13 protein-coding genes are annotated in these 17,130 nt (G+C 39.4%); 6 read left to right on the plus strand and 7 right to left on the minus strand.

The features are described from left to right. Positions 1-71 precede the first annotated feature (71 nt). From ACF3OC_RS18010 to mobC, 4 genes are all read left to right on the plus strand, one after another. On the plus strand, positions 72-980 hold the full coding sequence (locus tag ACF3OC_RS18010) for a toprim domain-containing protein (protein ID WP_392470280.1): 909 nt from the start codon (positions 72-74) through the stop codon (positions 978-980). Positions 981-998: 18 nt separating this feature from the next. After that, positions 999-1,355: a hypothetical protein gene (locus tag ACF3OC_RS18015; protein ID WP_392470282.1), complete on the plus strand. Its 357-nt coding sequence runs from the start codon at positions 999-1,001 to the stop codon at positions 1,353-1,355. Positions 1,356-1,444: 89 nt separating this feature from the next. Continuing rightward, the gene (locus ACF3OC_RS18020; RefSeq protein ID WP_392471624.1) at positions 1,445-2,434 is read left to right on the plus strand and encodes a relaxase/mobilization nuclease domain-containing protein; all 990 of its coding nucleotides are present in this window, start codon (positions 1,445-1,447) and stop codon (positions 2,432-2,434) included. 20 nt (positions 2,435-2,454) lie between these two features. Next, positions 2,455-4,428 carry a conjugal transfer protein MobC gene (gene mobC / locus ACF3OC_RS18025; protein WP_392470284.1) on the plus strand — a complete coding sequence of 658 codons (1,974 nt, stop codon included), beginning with the start codon at positions 2,455-2,457 and terminating at the stop codon, positions 4,426-4,428. 645 nt (positions 4,429-5,073) lie between these two features. Here the strand turns inward: mobC and ACF3OC_RS18030 are convergent. From ACF3OC_RS18030 to ruvX, 4 genes are all read right to left on the minus strand, one after another. After that, a complete protein-coding gene (locus ACF3OC_RS18030) occupies positions 5,074-6,906 on the minus strand; it encodes a Xaa-Pro dipeptidyl-peptidase (protein WP_392470286.1) in 1,833 nt (610 codons plus the stop codon). A gap of 79 nt (positions 6,907-6,985) precedes the next feature. Then, the gene (locus ACF3OC_RS18035) at positions 6,986-7,285 is read right to left on the minus strand and encodes a hypothetical protein (protein WP_392470287.1); all 300 of its coding nucleotides are present in this window, start codon (positions 7,283-7,285) and stop codon (positions 6,986-6,988) included. A 94-nt stretch (positions 7,286-7,379) separates the two neighbouring features. After that, entirely contained in the window at positions 7,380-7,814 is a 435-nt protein-coding gene (gene ybeY, locus ACF3OC_RS18040; RefSeq protein WP_179221463.1) for an rRNA maturation RNase YbeY, read from the minus strand. A 1-nt stretch (position 7,815) separates the two neighbouring features. Continuing rightward, positions 7,816-8,229 carry a Holliday junction resolvase RuvX gene (gene ruvX / locus ACF3OC_RS18045; RefSeq protein WP_392470289.1) on the minus strand — a complete coding sequence of 138 codons (414 nt, stop codon included), beginning with the start codon at positions 8,227-8,229 and terminating at the stop codon, positions 7,816-7,818. Positions 8,230-8,326: 97 nt separating this feature from the next. On the opposite strand from ruvX, the gene def reads away from it, so the two are divergent. Both def and ACF3OC_RS18055 read left to right on the plus strand, forming a co-directional pair. Beyond that, the gene (gene def / locus ACF3OC_RS18050; RefSeq protein ID WP_392470292.1) at positions 8,327-9,547 is read left to right on the plus strand and encodes a peptide deformylase; all 1,221 of its coding nucleotides are present in this window, start codon (positions 8,327-8,329) and stop codon (positions 9,545-9,547) included. A gap of 107 nt (positions 9,548-9,654) precedes the next feature. Further along, positions 9,655-10,290 (plus strand): response regulator, encoded by a 636-nt coding sequence (locus tag ACF3OC_RS18055; RefSeq protein WP_392470294.1) that lies wholly within the window; start codon positions 9,655-9,657, stop codon positions 10,288-10,290. Here the strand turns inward: ACF3OC_RS18055 and ACF3OC_RS18060 are convergent. The 3 genes from ACF3OC_RS18060 to ACF3OC_RS18070 all read right to left on the minus strand — a co-directional run bounded on the left by ACF3OC_RS18060 (position 10,287) and on the right by ACF3OC_RS18070 (position 16,518). Beyond that, on the minus strand, positions 10,287-11,339 hold the full coding sequence (locus ACF3OC_RS18060; protein ID WP_392470296.1) for a glutaminyl-peptide cyclotransferase: 1,053 nt from the start codon (positions 11,337-11,339) through the stop codon (positions 10,287-10,289). The two genes, ACF3OC_RS18055 and ACF3OC_RS18060, sit on opposite strands and share 4 nt — an antisense overlap. Before the next feature lie 333 nt (positions 11,340-11,672). Then, positions 11,673-13,655 carry a DNA primase gene (gene dnaG / locus ACF3OC_RS18065; protein WP_094257350.1) on the minus strand — a complete coding sequence of 661 codons (1,983 nt, stop codon included), beginning with the start codon at positions 13,653-13,655 and terminating at the stop codon, positions 11,673-11,675. A gap of 910 nt (positions 13,656-14,565) precedes the next feature. Beyond that, the gene (locus ACF3OC_RS18070; protein WP_094257351.1) at positions 14,566-16,518 is read right to left on the minus strand and encodes a nucleoside-diphosphate sugar epimerase/dehydratase; all 1,953 of its coding nucleotides are present in this window, start codon (positions 16,516-16,518) and stop codon (positions 14,566-14,568) included. Positions 16,519-17,130 lie beyond the last annotated feature (612 nt).

Consider the following 17,130-nt stretch of genomic DNA (forward strand, 5'->3'; position numbering starts at 1 on the left):
CTCGTTTTAATGGAGCACACCTCTTTAAATTTGGATCGAAGGATAATTTTTTAATAACTCAAAGCATGGATATGGAAAATAACAATAGAAATATTTCCCTACAGGAAATCCGTGAAATGGACCTGGTAAGCTACCTGGCGAATCTTGGCCATGAACCCTCCAAAATCAGGAATAATGATTTTTGGTACCTTTCCCCATTTCGGAAAGAAACCGTACCTTCCTTTAAGGTAAACCGCAGGATCAACCGCTGGTATGACCACGGCATAGGCAAGGGAGGCAACCTCATCGATTTTGCAATTCTTTACCAAGGTTGCAGCATTTCCGAATTCATTGAAGGATTTAGAATGGAATTACCTGTCACGGTATCCTCCAAAATGGCATTCCCCAAGAAATCACACCAGCATGAAAACAAAATCACCTTAATCCAGAACAGCTCCCTGAGGTCAGACCATCTTATTAAATACATTCAAGAACGTCGCATCTCTGTGCACTTGGCAGATCAATATTGTAGAGAGCTCAAATATGAAATTTCTGGGAATAGCTATCTTGGAATTGGCTTTCCCAATGACGGAGGAGGTTTTGAAATCCGAACACCCCATTATAAGTTGAGTAATTCTCCAAAAGACATCTCCAGTCTTGGAATAGGCCACAACGAAATCCTTGTTTTTGAAGGCTTTATGGATTTCCTGACCTTCAGAACCCTCCATCCTAATTTAGACGAATCAAAGGTGGATTTCATGGTCCTTAACTCCGTATCCTTCTTTGAAAGGGCACGAGAAAAAATGGAGTCTCACCAGCAGATTTCCCTATACCTTGACCGTGACAGGGCCGGCACAGAATTAACCAGATACGCCTTATCATTGGACAATAGATACCGAGACCAGAGCGCATTGTACCAGAATCATAAAGATTTAAATGATTGGGCAATGAATATAGGTAAATTGAAAACACCTCTTCCTGCCCGCAGGATATCCAAATAATCACTCAAAAAATTCAACATGAAAAACAACAAACTAAGAAATAAGGCCGTCACCCTTAATTTTACGGAAAAGGAATATTCCCAGCTAAAGACAGAAAAAGAAAACAGTACATGCCCGAACATGGCCCTTTATCTCAGAAAAAGATTGTTTTCCCGAAAAATCGTAACAACAATAAGGAATCGCTCACAGGATGATGTCCTAGAGGAACTTTCCCGTTCTAGAAAATGCATGGAGAGATCCAAGGTCCAGATGGTTGAAGCATTAGGGGACATAAGCGAGAGTTCTGACTTATTAGTGATCTTCAAGCGTATCGAGCAGGAAATGTACATACAGACTTCATTAATAAAAAAGCTTCTCAAGGTATGGTTGCACTAACTTACGACGTGGCGAGTGTTTCTAGGATAATTGCCTACCATGAGAAAAAGGTTGCCTCTGGAATCGCGGAATGTCTCATGGCGGGAAACATGCCACTATCATCTAAGGATCTTAGCATACAACAAAAGACCTCATACATGGTCAACCGCTGTACCCTAAACGCAAACATCAAGCTCCCCTGTCTGCATTCCATTTTGGGCTTCCACCCTCTTGATGGAAGACTGTCCAATTCTCAATTCCGCTTGATCGCCGAATGTTACATGGAGCTGATCGGTTTTGGTCTACAGCCATTTCTAGTTTACCGGCATTCAGATACCTACCACCCGCACATGCACATCGTATCAACGAATATCCGGAGTGATGGAAGCCAAATCTACACGCACAGGCTGGGACAGCGACTTTCCATTCCTGCAGCAAAAAAACTAGAGGCTGATTTTGACCTGGTTCCTGCACAGGAAAATTTACTTGGAGAAAACGAAAGGCCAACCCCTATAAGGGAACTTATCCAGGCTGCTCAGCCTCTCAATAAAAGCCTCCGTGACATCCTACTCTACCTTCAGCGTACATACTCATTTTCGGATTTACAGGAATGGAATGCGCTGCTCAAACCTTTCAATATATTGGCCCTAAAGCCAAAGGCCCATACAAATGATCAAAATAAAGGACTGATCTATTACTTGACAGACAAGTCCTACAGAACCGTTTCCAAAGGGATTCCTCAAGCCAATCTTTCCCCAGATTTATGCCAATTTCCACTCTCTTTTTTTCATGTAGCACAAAGGGAAAAGACTTCCATCACTCGTCTCCGGACCGTCATTCAGCAAGAAAAAATGAGTTCCTCAAACCAGGGGTGGGATGCCCAACAACTATTGTTCCAGGGCATTGAACTCATTCAATTACCTGGAAAAGGAAAAGTTTCAAGTGAAACCGTTGTGATCGATCACATGCTGTATTGCGCAATACACGAAAGAAAGCTAGGTCTAGGCTTTGATATCAATTCATTCAAGCTTGGCCATAGCGCTGAATGCAAAATGGGAAAGGACCTTCAGATAGCCGAACATAGGACCATTAAATTATGATAACATAAACCAGAACGAAAATGAACAATACCGAAAATGCTCAAGCTCTGAAAAAAATATCCGACATGGGACGGCTTATAGCGGTGTTCCTATTGGCCTTGCATTATTACCATGTGGGCTACCATTGGTTCATTAAGCTGGGTATGACATGGCAACTAACCGATAGGATTCTCAAATCCATTTCAGGAACTGGGCTCCTGAACACCTTTAACCGCTGCAAGTGGTTTTGTCTACTTTTCCTGCTGATTTCCATGATTGGAATAAATGGTAAAAAGGAAAGAAAATTCAATATGAACAGAGCATTAGTCTGGTTTTTACTGGGGTTCGGTCTCTTTTTTTCCAGTGGGCTCATTTTTAATGTGCTACCAGCTACACCTTTGGTACTATTGGTATATTATACGCTGAGTACATGGGGCATGCTTGCGGTCATCAAGGGAACCACGATTATATCCAGAATCCTTTGGACCCAACTGGCAGACCAAGACATATTCAACCTTCAGAACCAGACCTTTCCACAGCAGGAAGACCTACTGGAAAACGATTTTTCGATAAACCTTCCATTCGAGTACCGTTTAAGAAACCGAAAGCGATTTGGTTGGATCAACATCATCAACCCATTTAGAGCAACCCTGGTCTTGGGTAACCCTGGCTCGGGTAAATCTTATTACGTGATACGTCATATTATTTCCCAACACATAAAAAAAGGCTTCTCCATGTTAGTATACGACTTTAAGTACGATGATCTCTCAAAGATAGCATACCATCACTGGATGATGGGGGAAAGGAAAATGAATTTCTATAGGATAGATTTTGACAACCTTTCCAGGACCCACAGGTGCAATCCCCTGGAGCCCTCGGCAATGGATGACATCACTGATGCTGCAGAATCAGCCAGGACCATTCTATTGGGCCTAAACAGGGAGTGGGTTAAGCGACAGGGGGACTTCTTCGTGGAATCGGCAATTAACCTCCTAACTGCAGTAATCTGGTATCTAAGGTGCTACCAGGACGGAGAATTCTGTACCTTACCTCACGTGATTGAGCTTATGCAGCAGGATTATGACCGACTTTTCACATTGCTTAGAAGTCAGGAAGAAATACAGGTCTTGATCAATCCATTTGTCAATGCCTATTTGAACAATGTAATGGAACAGCTCGAAGGTCAGGTAGCATCGGCAAAGATAGCGCTGGCCCGCCTGTCCTCACCCCAACTCTACTACGTTCTTTCGGGAAATGATTTCACCCTTGACATCAACAACCCAAAATCACCCAAAATTGTTTGCATGGGCAATAATCCTCAGAAGATCCAGATCTATGGGGCCGTGATCTCACTTTTCGTGAACAGATTGATTAAACAGGTCAACAAAAAGGATATGCTTAAATGCAGCCTGATCTTCGATGAGTTTCCAACGATCTACTTAAACAACATTGATAGCCTGATTGCTACTGCCAGAAGCAACAAAGTTGCCACCACCCTCTGCGTGCAAGACATTTCCCAACTCCGTAAGGATTATGGCAGAGACCAGGCAGATGTCATACTGAACATAGTAGGAAACGTAATCAGCGGGCAGGTTTCCGGAGAGACAGCAAAACAACTTTCTGAGAGATTTGGGAAGATCATGCAAGACAGGCAGAGCCTATCGATCAATTCCAGCGACACTTCCATTGGCTTATCGAGCCAACTGGACGCAGCAATTCCCCCCTCGGTGATTTCAAGCCTATCCTCCGGTGAATTCGTGGGGATGGTAGCTGATGACCCTCAATTACCTATCTCTCTGAAAGGATTCCATGGCAGGGTGATAAACAACCATCGGGCGATCGCAAAGGAGCAGTCCAGTTACCAGCAGCCCAAAGAGGTCACCCAACCCCAACAAGGGATGGTAGTCAGAAATTATCAACAGATCAAGCGAGACATCCAGGACATCACCTATTCTGAAATGGACAAGTTGATATCGGATCCATCTACCCGGCACCTAGTCATCCCCAAAAAATGATGCTCTAACCGGATCTGCTGCCTTTTATTCCATAGGCCTCCTTTGTGGACATTCATATCAAACAAACTCCTAATTGCAGGGCAATATCAGAAAGGCTTTCCAAGTTATTAAACTCTTAGTCAGAACACGCTAAATCAAAGGACCATAAACTACAAAGCTGCTCGTGAAGGTCGTCTTACTGCTCTGCCCAATTAGGGCTATTGCTAAAAACATTTCGTTATTTTCAACTTCATATTTACTTATGTTGGCCAAAACAGGTTTAACGTTCATGAGCAACTCTTCGAGCTTTAGAGATAGATGAAAATCAATTGTATTATTCATATCCCCTCATGCTAGAATGCCAGTAAAATGAGGAAATACTCCTAGAAATGACAAGGACTTTCAATTACAACTTTAAGGGAATGGAAGAGAATTCCACGAAGGAAAAATTAAAAATGGCCTGCCTAGTATATCAGGCCAGTATCTTTAGGAGTTCCAATTTATCCAGCACAAGGAAGATATATGATCAAAATTATCATTCCTAGGCAGGTATTCAATGTCCCAATATCGCAAATAGTTTTGGTAAGAATCAAGTGAAATTGTCCAGACATACAAAACAGCCGATCTTGCACAAGTAGACACTATGTGAAATTTTTAGGGATTTATCTATTTTAAAGATGAATCAAATGCCTGAAGTCCACCAACCACCGGTAAGGTCAAATGAGATCCATCAAGATCAATCGTCAGTTCAGTACCGGGCTCTGGCCATAGGGTAAAATCTTGATCAGAGGAGAATATCATCAGTCCGATTTGTTGTCCTGCAGGAATAATTTGGTCATCTGGTTGAAGGTCGAATGCTAAATCATAGAACTTCCCTGGTTTCAGTGGATTGCTTTTGGTCAAAGATTCATGGTTTTGGGGATCAGCCCACCCACGGGTAATGATATTATCAGTGATTCTTATATCTTTACCCTTTTCCCAAGGCAATGCAACTAACCAAACAGATAGGTTTGCTGCAGGTTTACTGCTCGCCAAACGCAGATTAATACGGGGCAATCCGGATATATGAAGATCTTTTGTCAGTTTTGGACTTAGATAAAGCAACCTATGATTGGACGTTTCCAATTGGGCCAATGAATCTCCACTGATGGATACGTCATCAACCAAGGTTTCAAGGGCCTTTACTGATTTCTGTTTAGTTGATAGAGCACCATGTTTAGGGGCACCTGCAACTAAAAAAAGTTTCACATTCAGTGCCGACGGATTTGGGTAATCTGCATAGGGAGTAGGATTCATTTGTCTTTCATTTTCACGCACGATCCAAGCTTTGGGTTCATTTTCAACTCCATTTTGGACACCAAATAAATACCGTGTAAACCAGCGGTTCATCATTTTCATGGGAGGAGGACCTCCGTGTCCATCTTGATGATAATAGAGCTGGGTTGGAATACCTAATTCTTTAGCAGCTTTATAAATTCTGTAGCTATGTTCAGGCATTACATTCCAATCATTGAACCCATGGGACATCAAAAGGGCAGCTTTCATCCCTGACATTTGGTTTAGATAATCTCGACCTTTCCAGAAATCATTATAATCACCAGATTCACGATCCAACCCTTTTGCCATTTCGGTATCGCGAATTAACTTATTTCCGTATGGACGTTTAGCTTCATCCCCACTATGGACAAAATCATAAAGTACATCGATATCCTCCCCCAAATAACCACCGGGACTGCGAACCAAACCGTTGGATCTATAATAATGATAGTATGAAGTATTGGGAGCAATGGGAATAATGGCTTTCAGGCCTTCAACTCCAGTTGTTGCAGCGGCCAATGGTAGGGTACCGTTAAAAGATGTTCCGGTCATCCCTACCTTTCCTGTGGACCAATAGGCTTTAACCTTTTGATTCCCTTCGCGACTGGTATATCCATTGTCCTTACCAGACAGCCATTCAATGACTGCTTTAGGAGCAAGAGATTCATTAAGGCCACCTATACTTGGGGAACCATCCGAAAGACCAGTACCTGGTGAAGAAGAGTGAACAACTATGAATCCACGTTTTATCCATTCATGAATAAGGCTATTGGAAATAACAGGTCTTTTTCCTGTTCTCTGAACCTCTGGATGAACCCTTGGGTTTGGGGCCTTTTCACCAATTTCATGTTTCACGTTCCACATGATCCCATCGACCATCTGAGCAATTCCAGCATAGTATGGGCTAGTCTCGTAAATTACTGGAAGTTTAAGGTTTTCGGTTTCTGTTTGGAAAGGGCGAGTTACATCGACATGCATCCTATCAGGTTTTCCATCACCGTCAGTATCAAAATCAGTTTCCACCCAAAGGTCCTCCCGTATCCATTTATCAGGGGTATTGAACCCCTCAACTATCTGGGCTTCGCCTTCTTTAATGACCGGCAACGTTTGAGCAGTAAGATCAGCAGAGCAAACCACAAAACCTGTTGAAAGAAGTACAGATGTAATTATTTTATTTATCATTGATATAATAATTTTCGTAATTTATTTTTTAGGAAAACCACTCCTAACTTTTTATATCACTACAATATTAAACATTTTCTCAATTAATGTATAACTTCCAACCAATACCTTCGTCTTCCCAATTGTTTCTACTCCCTCTCCAGGGGCTAACCTGCCTGGGATCAAAGTATATTGCATTGATAAGATCACTGGTATTACCTCCTAATTGAATGGAATAACCCATAGTCTCCAATTCATCAATAGTTCTGGGATCTGTTTTCCGATCCAATAACAAACTACTCTCGCATGGATTCCGGTCTTCCAGACTGGTCCCTTCTGGAGAGAGCCATAATTGGTTACTGATGATATTAGAGCCTTCACTTGCCTGTTGATGAGTCATTCCCGCTCTGGAGAAAAATTACGTGAAGGTCATCCTATTGCCGTCTTTCAAAAATTTACCAAGAGTTTATGAGCATAAGCAGAAAAAGGAATTTTTAGAAATCCCGTTTAGCGAGATAGTAATCCTCTTTTTGTGTCATTAAGGTTTTTTCCTCTTTTGTCTTGTCATAATAGCCACAAAGGTGGAGTACACCATGGATGATTACTCGATGCAACTCATCACGATTGGAAACATTGAATTTTTGAGCATTTTCCATGGTTCTTTCTACGGAAATAAAGATATCTCCAGCAATGAGGTCCTCCTTTTCAGATGAATCAAAGGTCACGATATCCGTGAATGTATCATGGTTAAGATATTGCTTGTTAATATCAAGAAGGTAGGCATCTGAACAAAAAACGAAACTCATTTCTCCAACGCGACTGTAACCTTCTTCTTTGATGGTTTTTCCTATCCACTGCCTTACCTTTTGTTTTTCCTTGAGTGTAAAATCGATGTCCTGGGAAAAAAACTGTATATCCTTCAATGCCATATTAAAAAGATTTGCTGTACATATAACTCTGCAGAATCAATACTGCTGAAACTTTATCAATCAATCCCTTATCCTGTTTTTTACTCTTTTTCATTCCAGATACTGAAATGGCCTGCGAGGCGATCTTGGAGGTGAATCTTTCATCCACCTCTTCTATTGGAATATGGGGATAAGTTTTACGTAGCTTCCTGCTGAAACCAACCACATGCTGATCGGATTCAGAAGCCGTTCCATCTAATTTCTTTGGTTTGCCAATGATGAAGGTTTCTACCTGTTCTTCAACAAGGTATTCGGAAAGAAATTTCCAGATCTCTTCTGGATGGATGTTAGTCAATGGGCTTGCAATTATCTGCATGCTGTCCGAAACAGCTATTCCAATCCTCTTGGTCCCATAATCAAAAGCCATTAATCTCATGTCACTGCATTTTTTACAAAATTACAATTAAACTTTAGATTAGCCCTATCCGAAAATCGCAAAATATCTATACATTTGATAGATATTAATTATAAAAATGAAGGCATTTATCTATTTAATCAGCTTCTTTGCACCGTTAATTATAATGGGCCAATCTTTGGAACAGGAAATTCAATCCTATCGGGATAATCAGATCCAGGAAATGGTAAAGGATGAATTTGGTCCACTTCGAGAAGATCAGGTAAAATATGTGACCTTCTACCCTGCAAAGCAAGATTATGTGGTGACAGCATCAATAGAGCTGGTTTTCAATGAACCGACCTTCAGGATGCCCACTTATGATGGAACTTCTAACGAATACAAGAAGTATGGATTACTAACATTTGAATTGGATGGAAAAATATATAGTTTAACTGCCTACCAAAGTGTATCACTATTTCAGAATGCGATCTATAAAAACCATCTTTTTGTGCCTTTTATGGACAGTACGACTGGAGAAACGACCTATGAAGGGGGGAGGTACCTGGATCTAAGCATTACGGATATAAAAGATGGAAAAATCAGGATAGATTTCAACAGGGCTTATAATCCTTATTGTGCTTACAGCAATGGATATCGGTGCCCACAACCACCGAAGAACAATATAATGAGTGCTGCCATAGAAGCTGGGGAGAAAAAATATATTGGCCCTAAAAACCAAAGGAAGGTTAATATGAAAACAGCAAAGAATTTCAATGATCATGAGAGATCATTAATCAATGACGGAGATGAAAACAAATTGATGCATGTATACCAAATTACAGATAAGAAGGAGCTGGCTGTCCTGAAAAAACCATCTGAGGACATCAAATTTGATGACCCTTTGTTGGATAAACTAGCCTCTAGGATGTTGCAAACGGTCAGGGATCCTGACCATCCAGGAGTAGGAATAGCTGGTCCACAGGTAGGCATCAACAAAAATGTTGTTTGGGTGCAGCGTTTGGATAAGAATGATAAACCTTTTGAATTCTATTTGAATCCGAAGATCATTTGGCGCTCACAGCTAACTCGCCAAGGGACAGAGGGTTGTTTGTCAATTCCAGATCTAAAAGAAAATGTAAAACGTAGTTATGCGATTAAATTACAACACATCGATCGCAAAGGGAATGTAAAGGAGGAGTTGATAGAAGGTTTTACAGCTGTTATTTTCCAACATGAAGTAGACCATCTTTACGGAATATTATTTCCTGATCGAATTGAGGAAGCAAACAAGAAAGAGTATATACCTGTGAAAGGTGAATTAGATTTCTTTATTCAGAAAGATAGTATTAGGCCTTAAATTGATGCCTGATCACTGTACCTGTAAACAGGGATATTTCACATTGACCATTTTTTTTCTAAAAACTTGGTTATCTTTATTATTATTCGACAACTATCCTTAAAACCATGTACAATTCAGCCTATAGCATAGCTATTGTTGATGATCATTCATTAATCATACAAGGGCTGGTGAGCCTTTTGGACCGCATAAAATCCTATGAGGTTACCGCAACTTTCACCAAGGGGTCTGAATTACTGAAATATCTTAAAACAGATCAAGTGGACATTGTTCTTTTGGATATTTCACTTCCAGATATCAACGGAATAGATCTTTGCCTGGAGATAAAGCGTATTGCACCCAATGTTATCATCCTTGGCCTGAGCAACCATACGGAGCGAAGTGTTATCTTACAGCTCATGCAGAATGGAGCTTCAGGCTATCTGCTCAAGAACATCGAAATTTTTGAATTGGAGAAATGCCTGGATAAGGCTGTTAACAAACAGTTGGTTTTCAGTTCAGCAGTCCAGGAGATCATTGCGAATCCCATCAGTACAGATCTTCCATTGTTACCAAAACTGACCAAAAGAGAGATCGAGATCCTGAAGCTGATAGCTATAGGTAAGACTTCAATACAGATTGCAGAGGAATTGTTCCTATCCCCGCTCACCATCGAAACCCATAGGAAAAGGATGATGAGCAAGTTCAAGACAAAAAATATGATGTCGTTGATTAAAATAACGACCGAGAACAAAATGATCTAGCGTTCTTTAATGCGGACCTCAAACAATTTTGTCCAATGTTTTCCAGTTACCAATAAGGTTTTGGAATCAGATTTATATGCAATACCGTTCATCTCATTATCATAAGGAGCGCGTTTATCGCTATAAAGACCGACAAAATTGATTCTACCTTCAACAATTCCTGTCTTTGGATCGATGATTACCATTTCATCCCTGTCTCCATAATAGAGATTTGCGTAAACTTTACCATCGATAAACTCCAGCTCATTTAATTCCTCTACAGGCCCGTTATCGTCAAAAACGGGCATAACGCCTGTTTCAGCTAATGTTTTCGGATCTAAGAAATACAAATTATTGGTACCATCGGACTTAATGAACTGTTTACCATCATAAGTAAGACCCCAACCTTCTTGGCTGTTTTGGTAATTAAATGACTTCAATAATTTAAAGCTGTTCTTGTCATAAACATGGCCTTTATTGTTCTGCCAGGTCAACACGTACATATTATTTCCAACTACCGTCATCCCTTCACCAAACTCATCAGCGGCGAGATCAGCTTTTTGCAGGACCTTTCCCGATGCCAGTTCCACTTTCCTTAATGTGGACTCACCCAATTGGCCGGTGGTTTCGAATAAAGTTCCGTTTTCATAATATAGCCCTTGGGTAAAAGCTCCCTGATCGTGTGGATATGTTCCTATTACATCAAAAGCGTATTGTTTTGGAGCTGGAGGAACTACCAAAACTTCGCTATATGCGAACTCCTCTTTGCCTTGATAATACACCTTGGCACTTAATCTCTTGTTACCATAACTATAAGAATCGGTATCAAATATGACCGCTGTAGTGTCGGTCATACGTCCGAATACATTGCCATCAACGGAGTAGACAACGGAGTCTATTCCGGCATCCGGAAAATTCAACTTAACTTGAACTTTCTCCCCCTTGAGGACCTTGCTATTATTGGTTGGATTTACAAATTCTACTTTATTCTGTTGGGTCTTACAACCTATGACCATAGAAATGGTAAATATTGTTAATGCCTGAATGCTAAGCTTTATTTTTTTGTTCATATGTATAATTCCAAAATGATTTTTTAAAAATTGATTTTAAATTGATAAATGTAAATAACTACAGAAATATTTTATCGATATTGATGTACTTGACCAGACAATGCTTAGGCAAGTTATTCTTTGCGTATTGTGACTTTATGGATAAATGTTGTAGTTGACCTATTTTTTTTACTACTACAAAATCCAGACCTTACTTTCCTAAATAAATAATGTTAACTGCTACTTCAAAAAAAACATCAATTTTATCCTATAATAATTTGTGGCAGACCAGTTATGTATGCTTAAAGGTCTACTCTTAACCTCTTCCAAAAGTTGCCTTGAAGTCCATTATTACTATTTAACAATAGTATTTCCTAAAAAATCTCCCAACAGCTTCTCACCTTCTTTGAGCTTCTGGTATTTAGTGATCAGAACTAACATATCATCAGAGTCCTTACATGTTTTAAGTTCTTCCCGGATCCGATGCATTTCTTGTTCAATCTTATTCTTCTTCACCCTAAAAATCAACTGATTGACCAAGTCTTTCAATTGATCTTTTTCTTCTGGAACGAAAATCTTGCGCTTATCGTCGTTCCAATTAGGGCTGATCTCGTATTTTGTTGCGATACTGTCGACAGCTAACCTAGAAACTTCTTCATCCTCATGGGAGAAAAAGGATTTTGCTTCAGGAACTACAAAATTCTCAGCCTGCTTTTTAAACTCTTCAATTATCTTGAGGCTGGCTTTGTCCTCAAATTTGACATCATCCATACTCGCCAAAAGGTACGGGGCAACTGGGATATCGCCATCCCCTTCCCAAACCACTAGCTCACGCCCATAGTTTAACAGAACGCGCACGAGTTCTCTTTCCATCAGGATTTCGGATGTCATCTGCTGTTCTTGGGGTTCCGGAATTGCTATTCCTTCGGCCGCCATAGCCGCCAGCATCTCCGCTGGGATAAAATCATCAGTTGCAAAATCTTGGCTAGAAACCGGATTAGCACTAGTAACCTTCCGGTCTTTGGCCTTAGCCCGCTCCATTCGGATCTTGTTCAGTTCGGTTAGCAGGACACGTTCCTCTATATCCAATAGTCCGCTACATTGCCGAAGGTAAACTGATACTTTTATTTCATCAGGGATAAGAGCGATGCTGTTTACCACTTCACGAATTACCTCTGCACGTTTGATGGGATCTTCTTTGGCCTCACGCAATAGAATGTTGGTTTTGTAAAAGACAAAATCCTCTTGGTGTTTAGCTATGTGATCCTTGAAAGCAGAGGCTCCATATTTCTGAACATAAGAATCAGGGTCATTACCATCTGGAAACAGAAGGACCTTCACGTTCAGTCCATCTTCCAATAACATATCGGTTCCACGCAATGAAGCCTTTATGCCTGCCTCATCACCATCGTAAAGAATGACGACATTTTTGGTATATCGTGATATCAGTTTGATCTGCCCTGTTGTAAGGGATGTTCCAGAAGAGGAGACTACGTTTTCTACGCCCGCTTGATGACAAGAGAGAACATCAGCATAACCTTCTACCAAATAACATAAGTCATTCTCAGAAATTGCTTTCTTCGCTTGATGAAGGCCGTAAAGAACATTTGATTTATGGTATATCTCAGATTCTGGGGAGTTCACATACTTGGGGACGTTTTTATCGGTTTTTAGGGTCCTCCCACCAAAACCGATCACTCGCCCAGTCAGGTTGTGAATTGGAAAAATGACCCTCCCTCTGAATCGATCATAAAGTGAGCCATCATCTCTTCCTACTGCAAGACCTACCTCTGTAAGGTATTCTTTGCTAAATCCTTCGGTCAAAGCTGCATCCACCAGCCCTGTCCAAGCTTCTGGGGAATAGCCTAGGTCAAACTTCTGGATGGTTTCCTCCCGATATCCGCGTTCCCGAAAATAGCTCAGGCCAATGCTCTTGCCCATCTCGGTTTCCCAGAGTTGGCTCTTGAAATACCTTGCTGCCCACTGACTCAGCACATATAGACTTTCTCTTTTATCTTGTGCTGCCAGCTGCGCGGGACTTCGCTCTACTTCCTCTATGGGAATATTATATTTTCCTGCAAGATAACGGATGGCTTCAGGATAGGCATACTTCTCATGCTCCATCACGAATTTTAGGGAATCTCCCCCTGCTCCGCATCCGAAGCATTTATAGATTCCTTTAGATATCGAAACATGGAAAGAAGGAGTTTTCTCGTTGTGAAAAGGACAGTTTCCTATAAGTGATGTTCCTCTTTTTTTGAGATCCACAAAGTCGCCGACCACCTCCTCGATACGAGCAGCATCCAGTACTTTCTCTATAGTCTCATTTTTAATCATCCCAGCAACAAATATACTAATACTCGGGCTTAATCCTCAATCCAAAATCATGACACCAACAAAAAAAGAAGAGCTGCTGCGTTCCTAAAAAGTCTTTGCTATTTTTCGATAATGAATCAAAATAGGTGGGTCAACACCCTTATAGGTAAAAATTAGCAAACATATATGTAGGCAATCTGATGGAAAGACCTCAATCCTATAACCTATCACTAATATGGGAATGAAAAATAAAAAAAACATTCCTAATCCTCAAGAAATTCTAGCTCAAATGCAAAGAACAGCCACATTTGGATCCATTAAGGAGATATCGTGATCTGATCTGACTAAAAGCTCAAGCTCCTAGTGTTTTTCTCTTTCCCCCAGCCCGCTTCATTTATTGGATGCTTATTTTATTATACCCTAATTAAGACCTGTTTTTTCATCAGGTTGCCAGAGCTGCTAATAAAATGATGCTTTTATGCTTTAAGAACAAGCTACCTAAAAGTTCCAGATCATACGCATGAGTGAACATTGAGTGCAAAAAGATTGGGGTTAACTAGTAAGATTTAAATTTTAGTGCCTACGAGCGATTTCAGGTCTATTATACCGGATAACCATGGGCTTAAGATCCTGAGGCAAACAATTACTAGCAAGGTCTTGAGGTGCCCCCAAGGAACACCTCTCTCATGGTTCAAGGCTATGTTCTAGTTGAAGGAATATCCAATGAATAGCTTTAATTCATTTATTAAAAGAATCTTAGACATTAAAGAAATTAAACTGGCGAATAGTGTCAAAAAATGAATGTTAATATTATTCTTACTCTCGGACTTCCTGAGACCGTCCTTCCAGAACATCAAGGACAGCATCTGCTTTCAGGTTAATTTGCTAAAATGAGCTATGAAATATTTTTGTATAAAGGAGTTGCTTAAATTTATTTAAATTTTAAACTATTAACTATTAATTGATATTTTTTTTCATCGAGTTGTTCAAATACGGAATTTTTTGAAATGTACTCTGGTACAATCTCTTTGATCAATTCTACAAGAGCCATAGGGCTGTGATTAGAATTTTGTGATGCAACCTGTGAGCAAAGGTTATCGATCCTGTTTTTATTCAGTTCCAGATCTTCAGTCCTAACCCTTGCAATCATTATTTTTTCATGGTGAGTCTTAGTAGTGTTTTCATTATCAGCCAATAACTCTTCATATATCTTCTCCCCAGGCCTTAATCCAGTCACATCAATTCCTATATCATCAGGGTAATTATAACCCTTCAACCTAATCATACGTATTGCAAGATCCATTATCTTCACTGGTTTCCCCATGTCAAAGACATAAATTTCTCCACCTTGCCCCATTACAGCTGCCTCTTGAACCAATTGACAGGCCTCAGGTATCGTCATAAAATAACGTGTAATATCTGGATGAGTAACCGTTAAAGGGCCGCCTCTTTTCAATTGCTTTTCAAATAATGGAATCACTGAACCATTGGATCCAAGAACATTTCCAAAACGTGTAACTATAAAATTTGTATTACTGATTTTATTTAAGGCAGATACATATATTTCTGAAACTCTTTTGGTTGCCCCCATCACATTGGTGGGATTCACTGCCTTATCCGTTGAAACCATGACGAATTTTTCAACGCCATATTTATCGGACATATCCGCAAGATTCTTCGACCCCCAAACATTGGTTAAAATAGATTCATAAGGATTCTGTTCCATCAAAGGTACATGTTTATATGCTGCTGCATGGAATACTATCTGAGGTTTATAATACTCAAAAATAGATTCCATGAATTGCCTGTCCCGAACATTTCCTACAATAAACATTGTATCTTTATGGCAATTACCTTTTAATTCCTGTTGGATATCATATAGTGCAGATTCTGCTTGATCTATTACAATTAACTTATCAAAATCCGTAAAACTAATCTGACGAACTAATTCCGAACCAATAGATCCAGCCCCTCCAGTAATTAGAATTACCTTTTCTCTCATCATCTCATGAATTACTGGGTTCTCCAGCTTTATTGCCTCTCTTCCCAATAAATCATCTATTTGCAAAGTCCTCAATTGTCTGGTTGCGACTTTTCCATTCAATAATTTTGCTGAGGTGGGCATTATTTTCAATTTAACAGGTAATGGTTCTATTATAGAGGATATCCTAGATAGGCGATCTTTATTGTTATCATCTAATGCGATTATTATACTATCAATCTTAAGTTTTTCAACAAACTGAGAATTAAGTTGGTTCAAATTAATGATTTGATATCCATTAATTAACTTTCCAATTCGGTTGGGATTATCATCAGCAAAAGCCACAATCTTTACTTTCCTGCGGGTATCATTTCTTAAAAGGTTTAATGTGATATTACCCATATTTCCAGCGCCAAATATTAATACATTCTCAACTTCCCGTCCCCCAAAAAAGAAATTCTCATAAACGGTGCGATATGAAACCCGAGCGGCAACCAAACAAACTGTCGTAAAGAATGCATGGGTAAATAATACAGCATAGGATGGTCTAAGATAATCACTAACTAATGCTCCTTGCTCAAAATTCAACCTGACGATGGTAGAAATAAACATCAAACAAGCCCAAGCAGCAAAAACTGCTTTAAATATAGCCCAAGCATCCCGAAATCCTGTTTGCCTTACAATTCCTCTATAGGTATTATAATATAAGAAAGATGCATAATATACCAGGGAAACAATAATGGACTTCTTAACCATTAAATCTACAGCAAATCTCCCCTTAAAACTGTTAATAACGAAGTTTGATAAATAATAACAAAACAACACTATAAACATATCTATCAATAAGATTACCCATCTTGGGCTATCTTTCTTAAAATACTTCCTTAATAACAGAATATTCATTTACTATAATATTTTCTAAAATAATTAACCAAACTATTGGTTAGATTTAGGAATGCCTCTATGATGACCACCAACTACAAAGTTAATGCCATAACTTGACCTAAAATTTGGAGAATAGGATTCCTTTGATTAGTCCCAGGGTACTTACTAATTTTTCTGTTAGATTGATTCCAATTGCAAATATATAATTAATAAGCTCATGTCACAATCCATTTACACAAAGTTTATACGTTAATAAAACCTAATTAAAAATTTAATAATATTCTTTCTATTCCAAAAAAATGTGTCTTTAAAAAAAGAGCAAGCAAGCAAAATTTTGAATTTAAAGAAAGTTTCTAACAGAGATTTTTCGAAGATGACATCAGGTCAAAATTTTGAAAACCTTAATTTTATAATCATTTATTACCAATGGCTAATAAGAGAAGGACACCATCAAATCTGTTTCTAGCTCCGCACAAATACAAATATTTCAAACAATAAAAAAGAGTCTAGAAGCTGGGTAGAAATTCCAACAATAACCTCTATTATGAAGTTTTCGACACTCTCGTTGGATTAACAATATTGGGATTTTTAAAGTTCCTTTAACATCTAGGAAATTTATATGACTCCGCC

This window comes from Sphingobacterium cellulitidis, from assembly GCF_043187465.1.
In the GTDB taxonomy this organism is placed as follows: domain Bacteria; phylum Bacteroidota; class Bacteroidia; order Sphingobacteriales; family Sphingobacteriaceae; genus Sphingobacterium; species Sphingobacterium cellulitidis.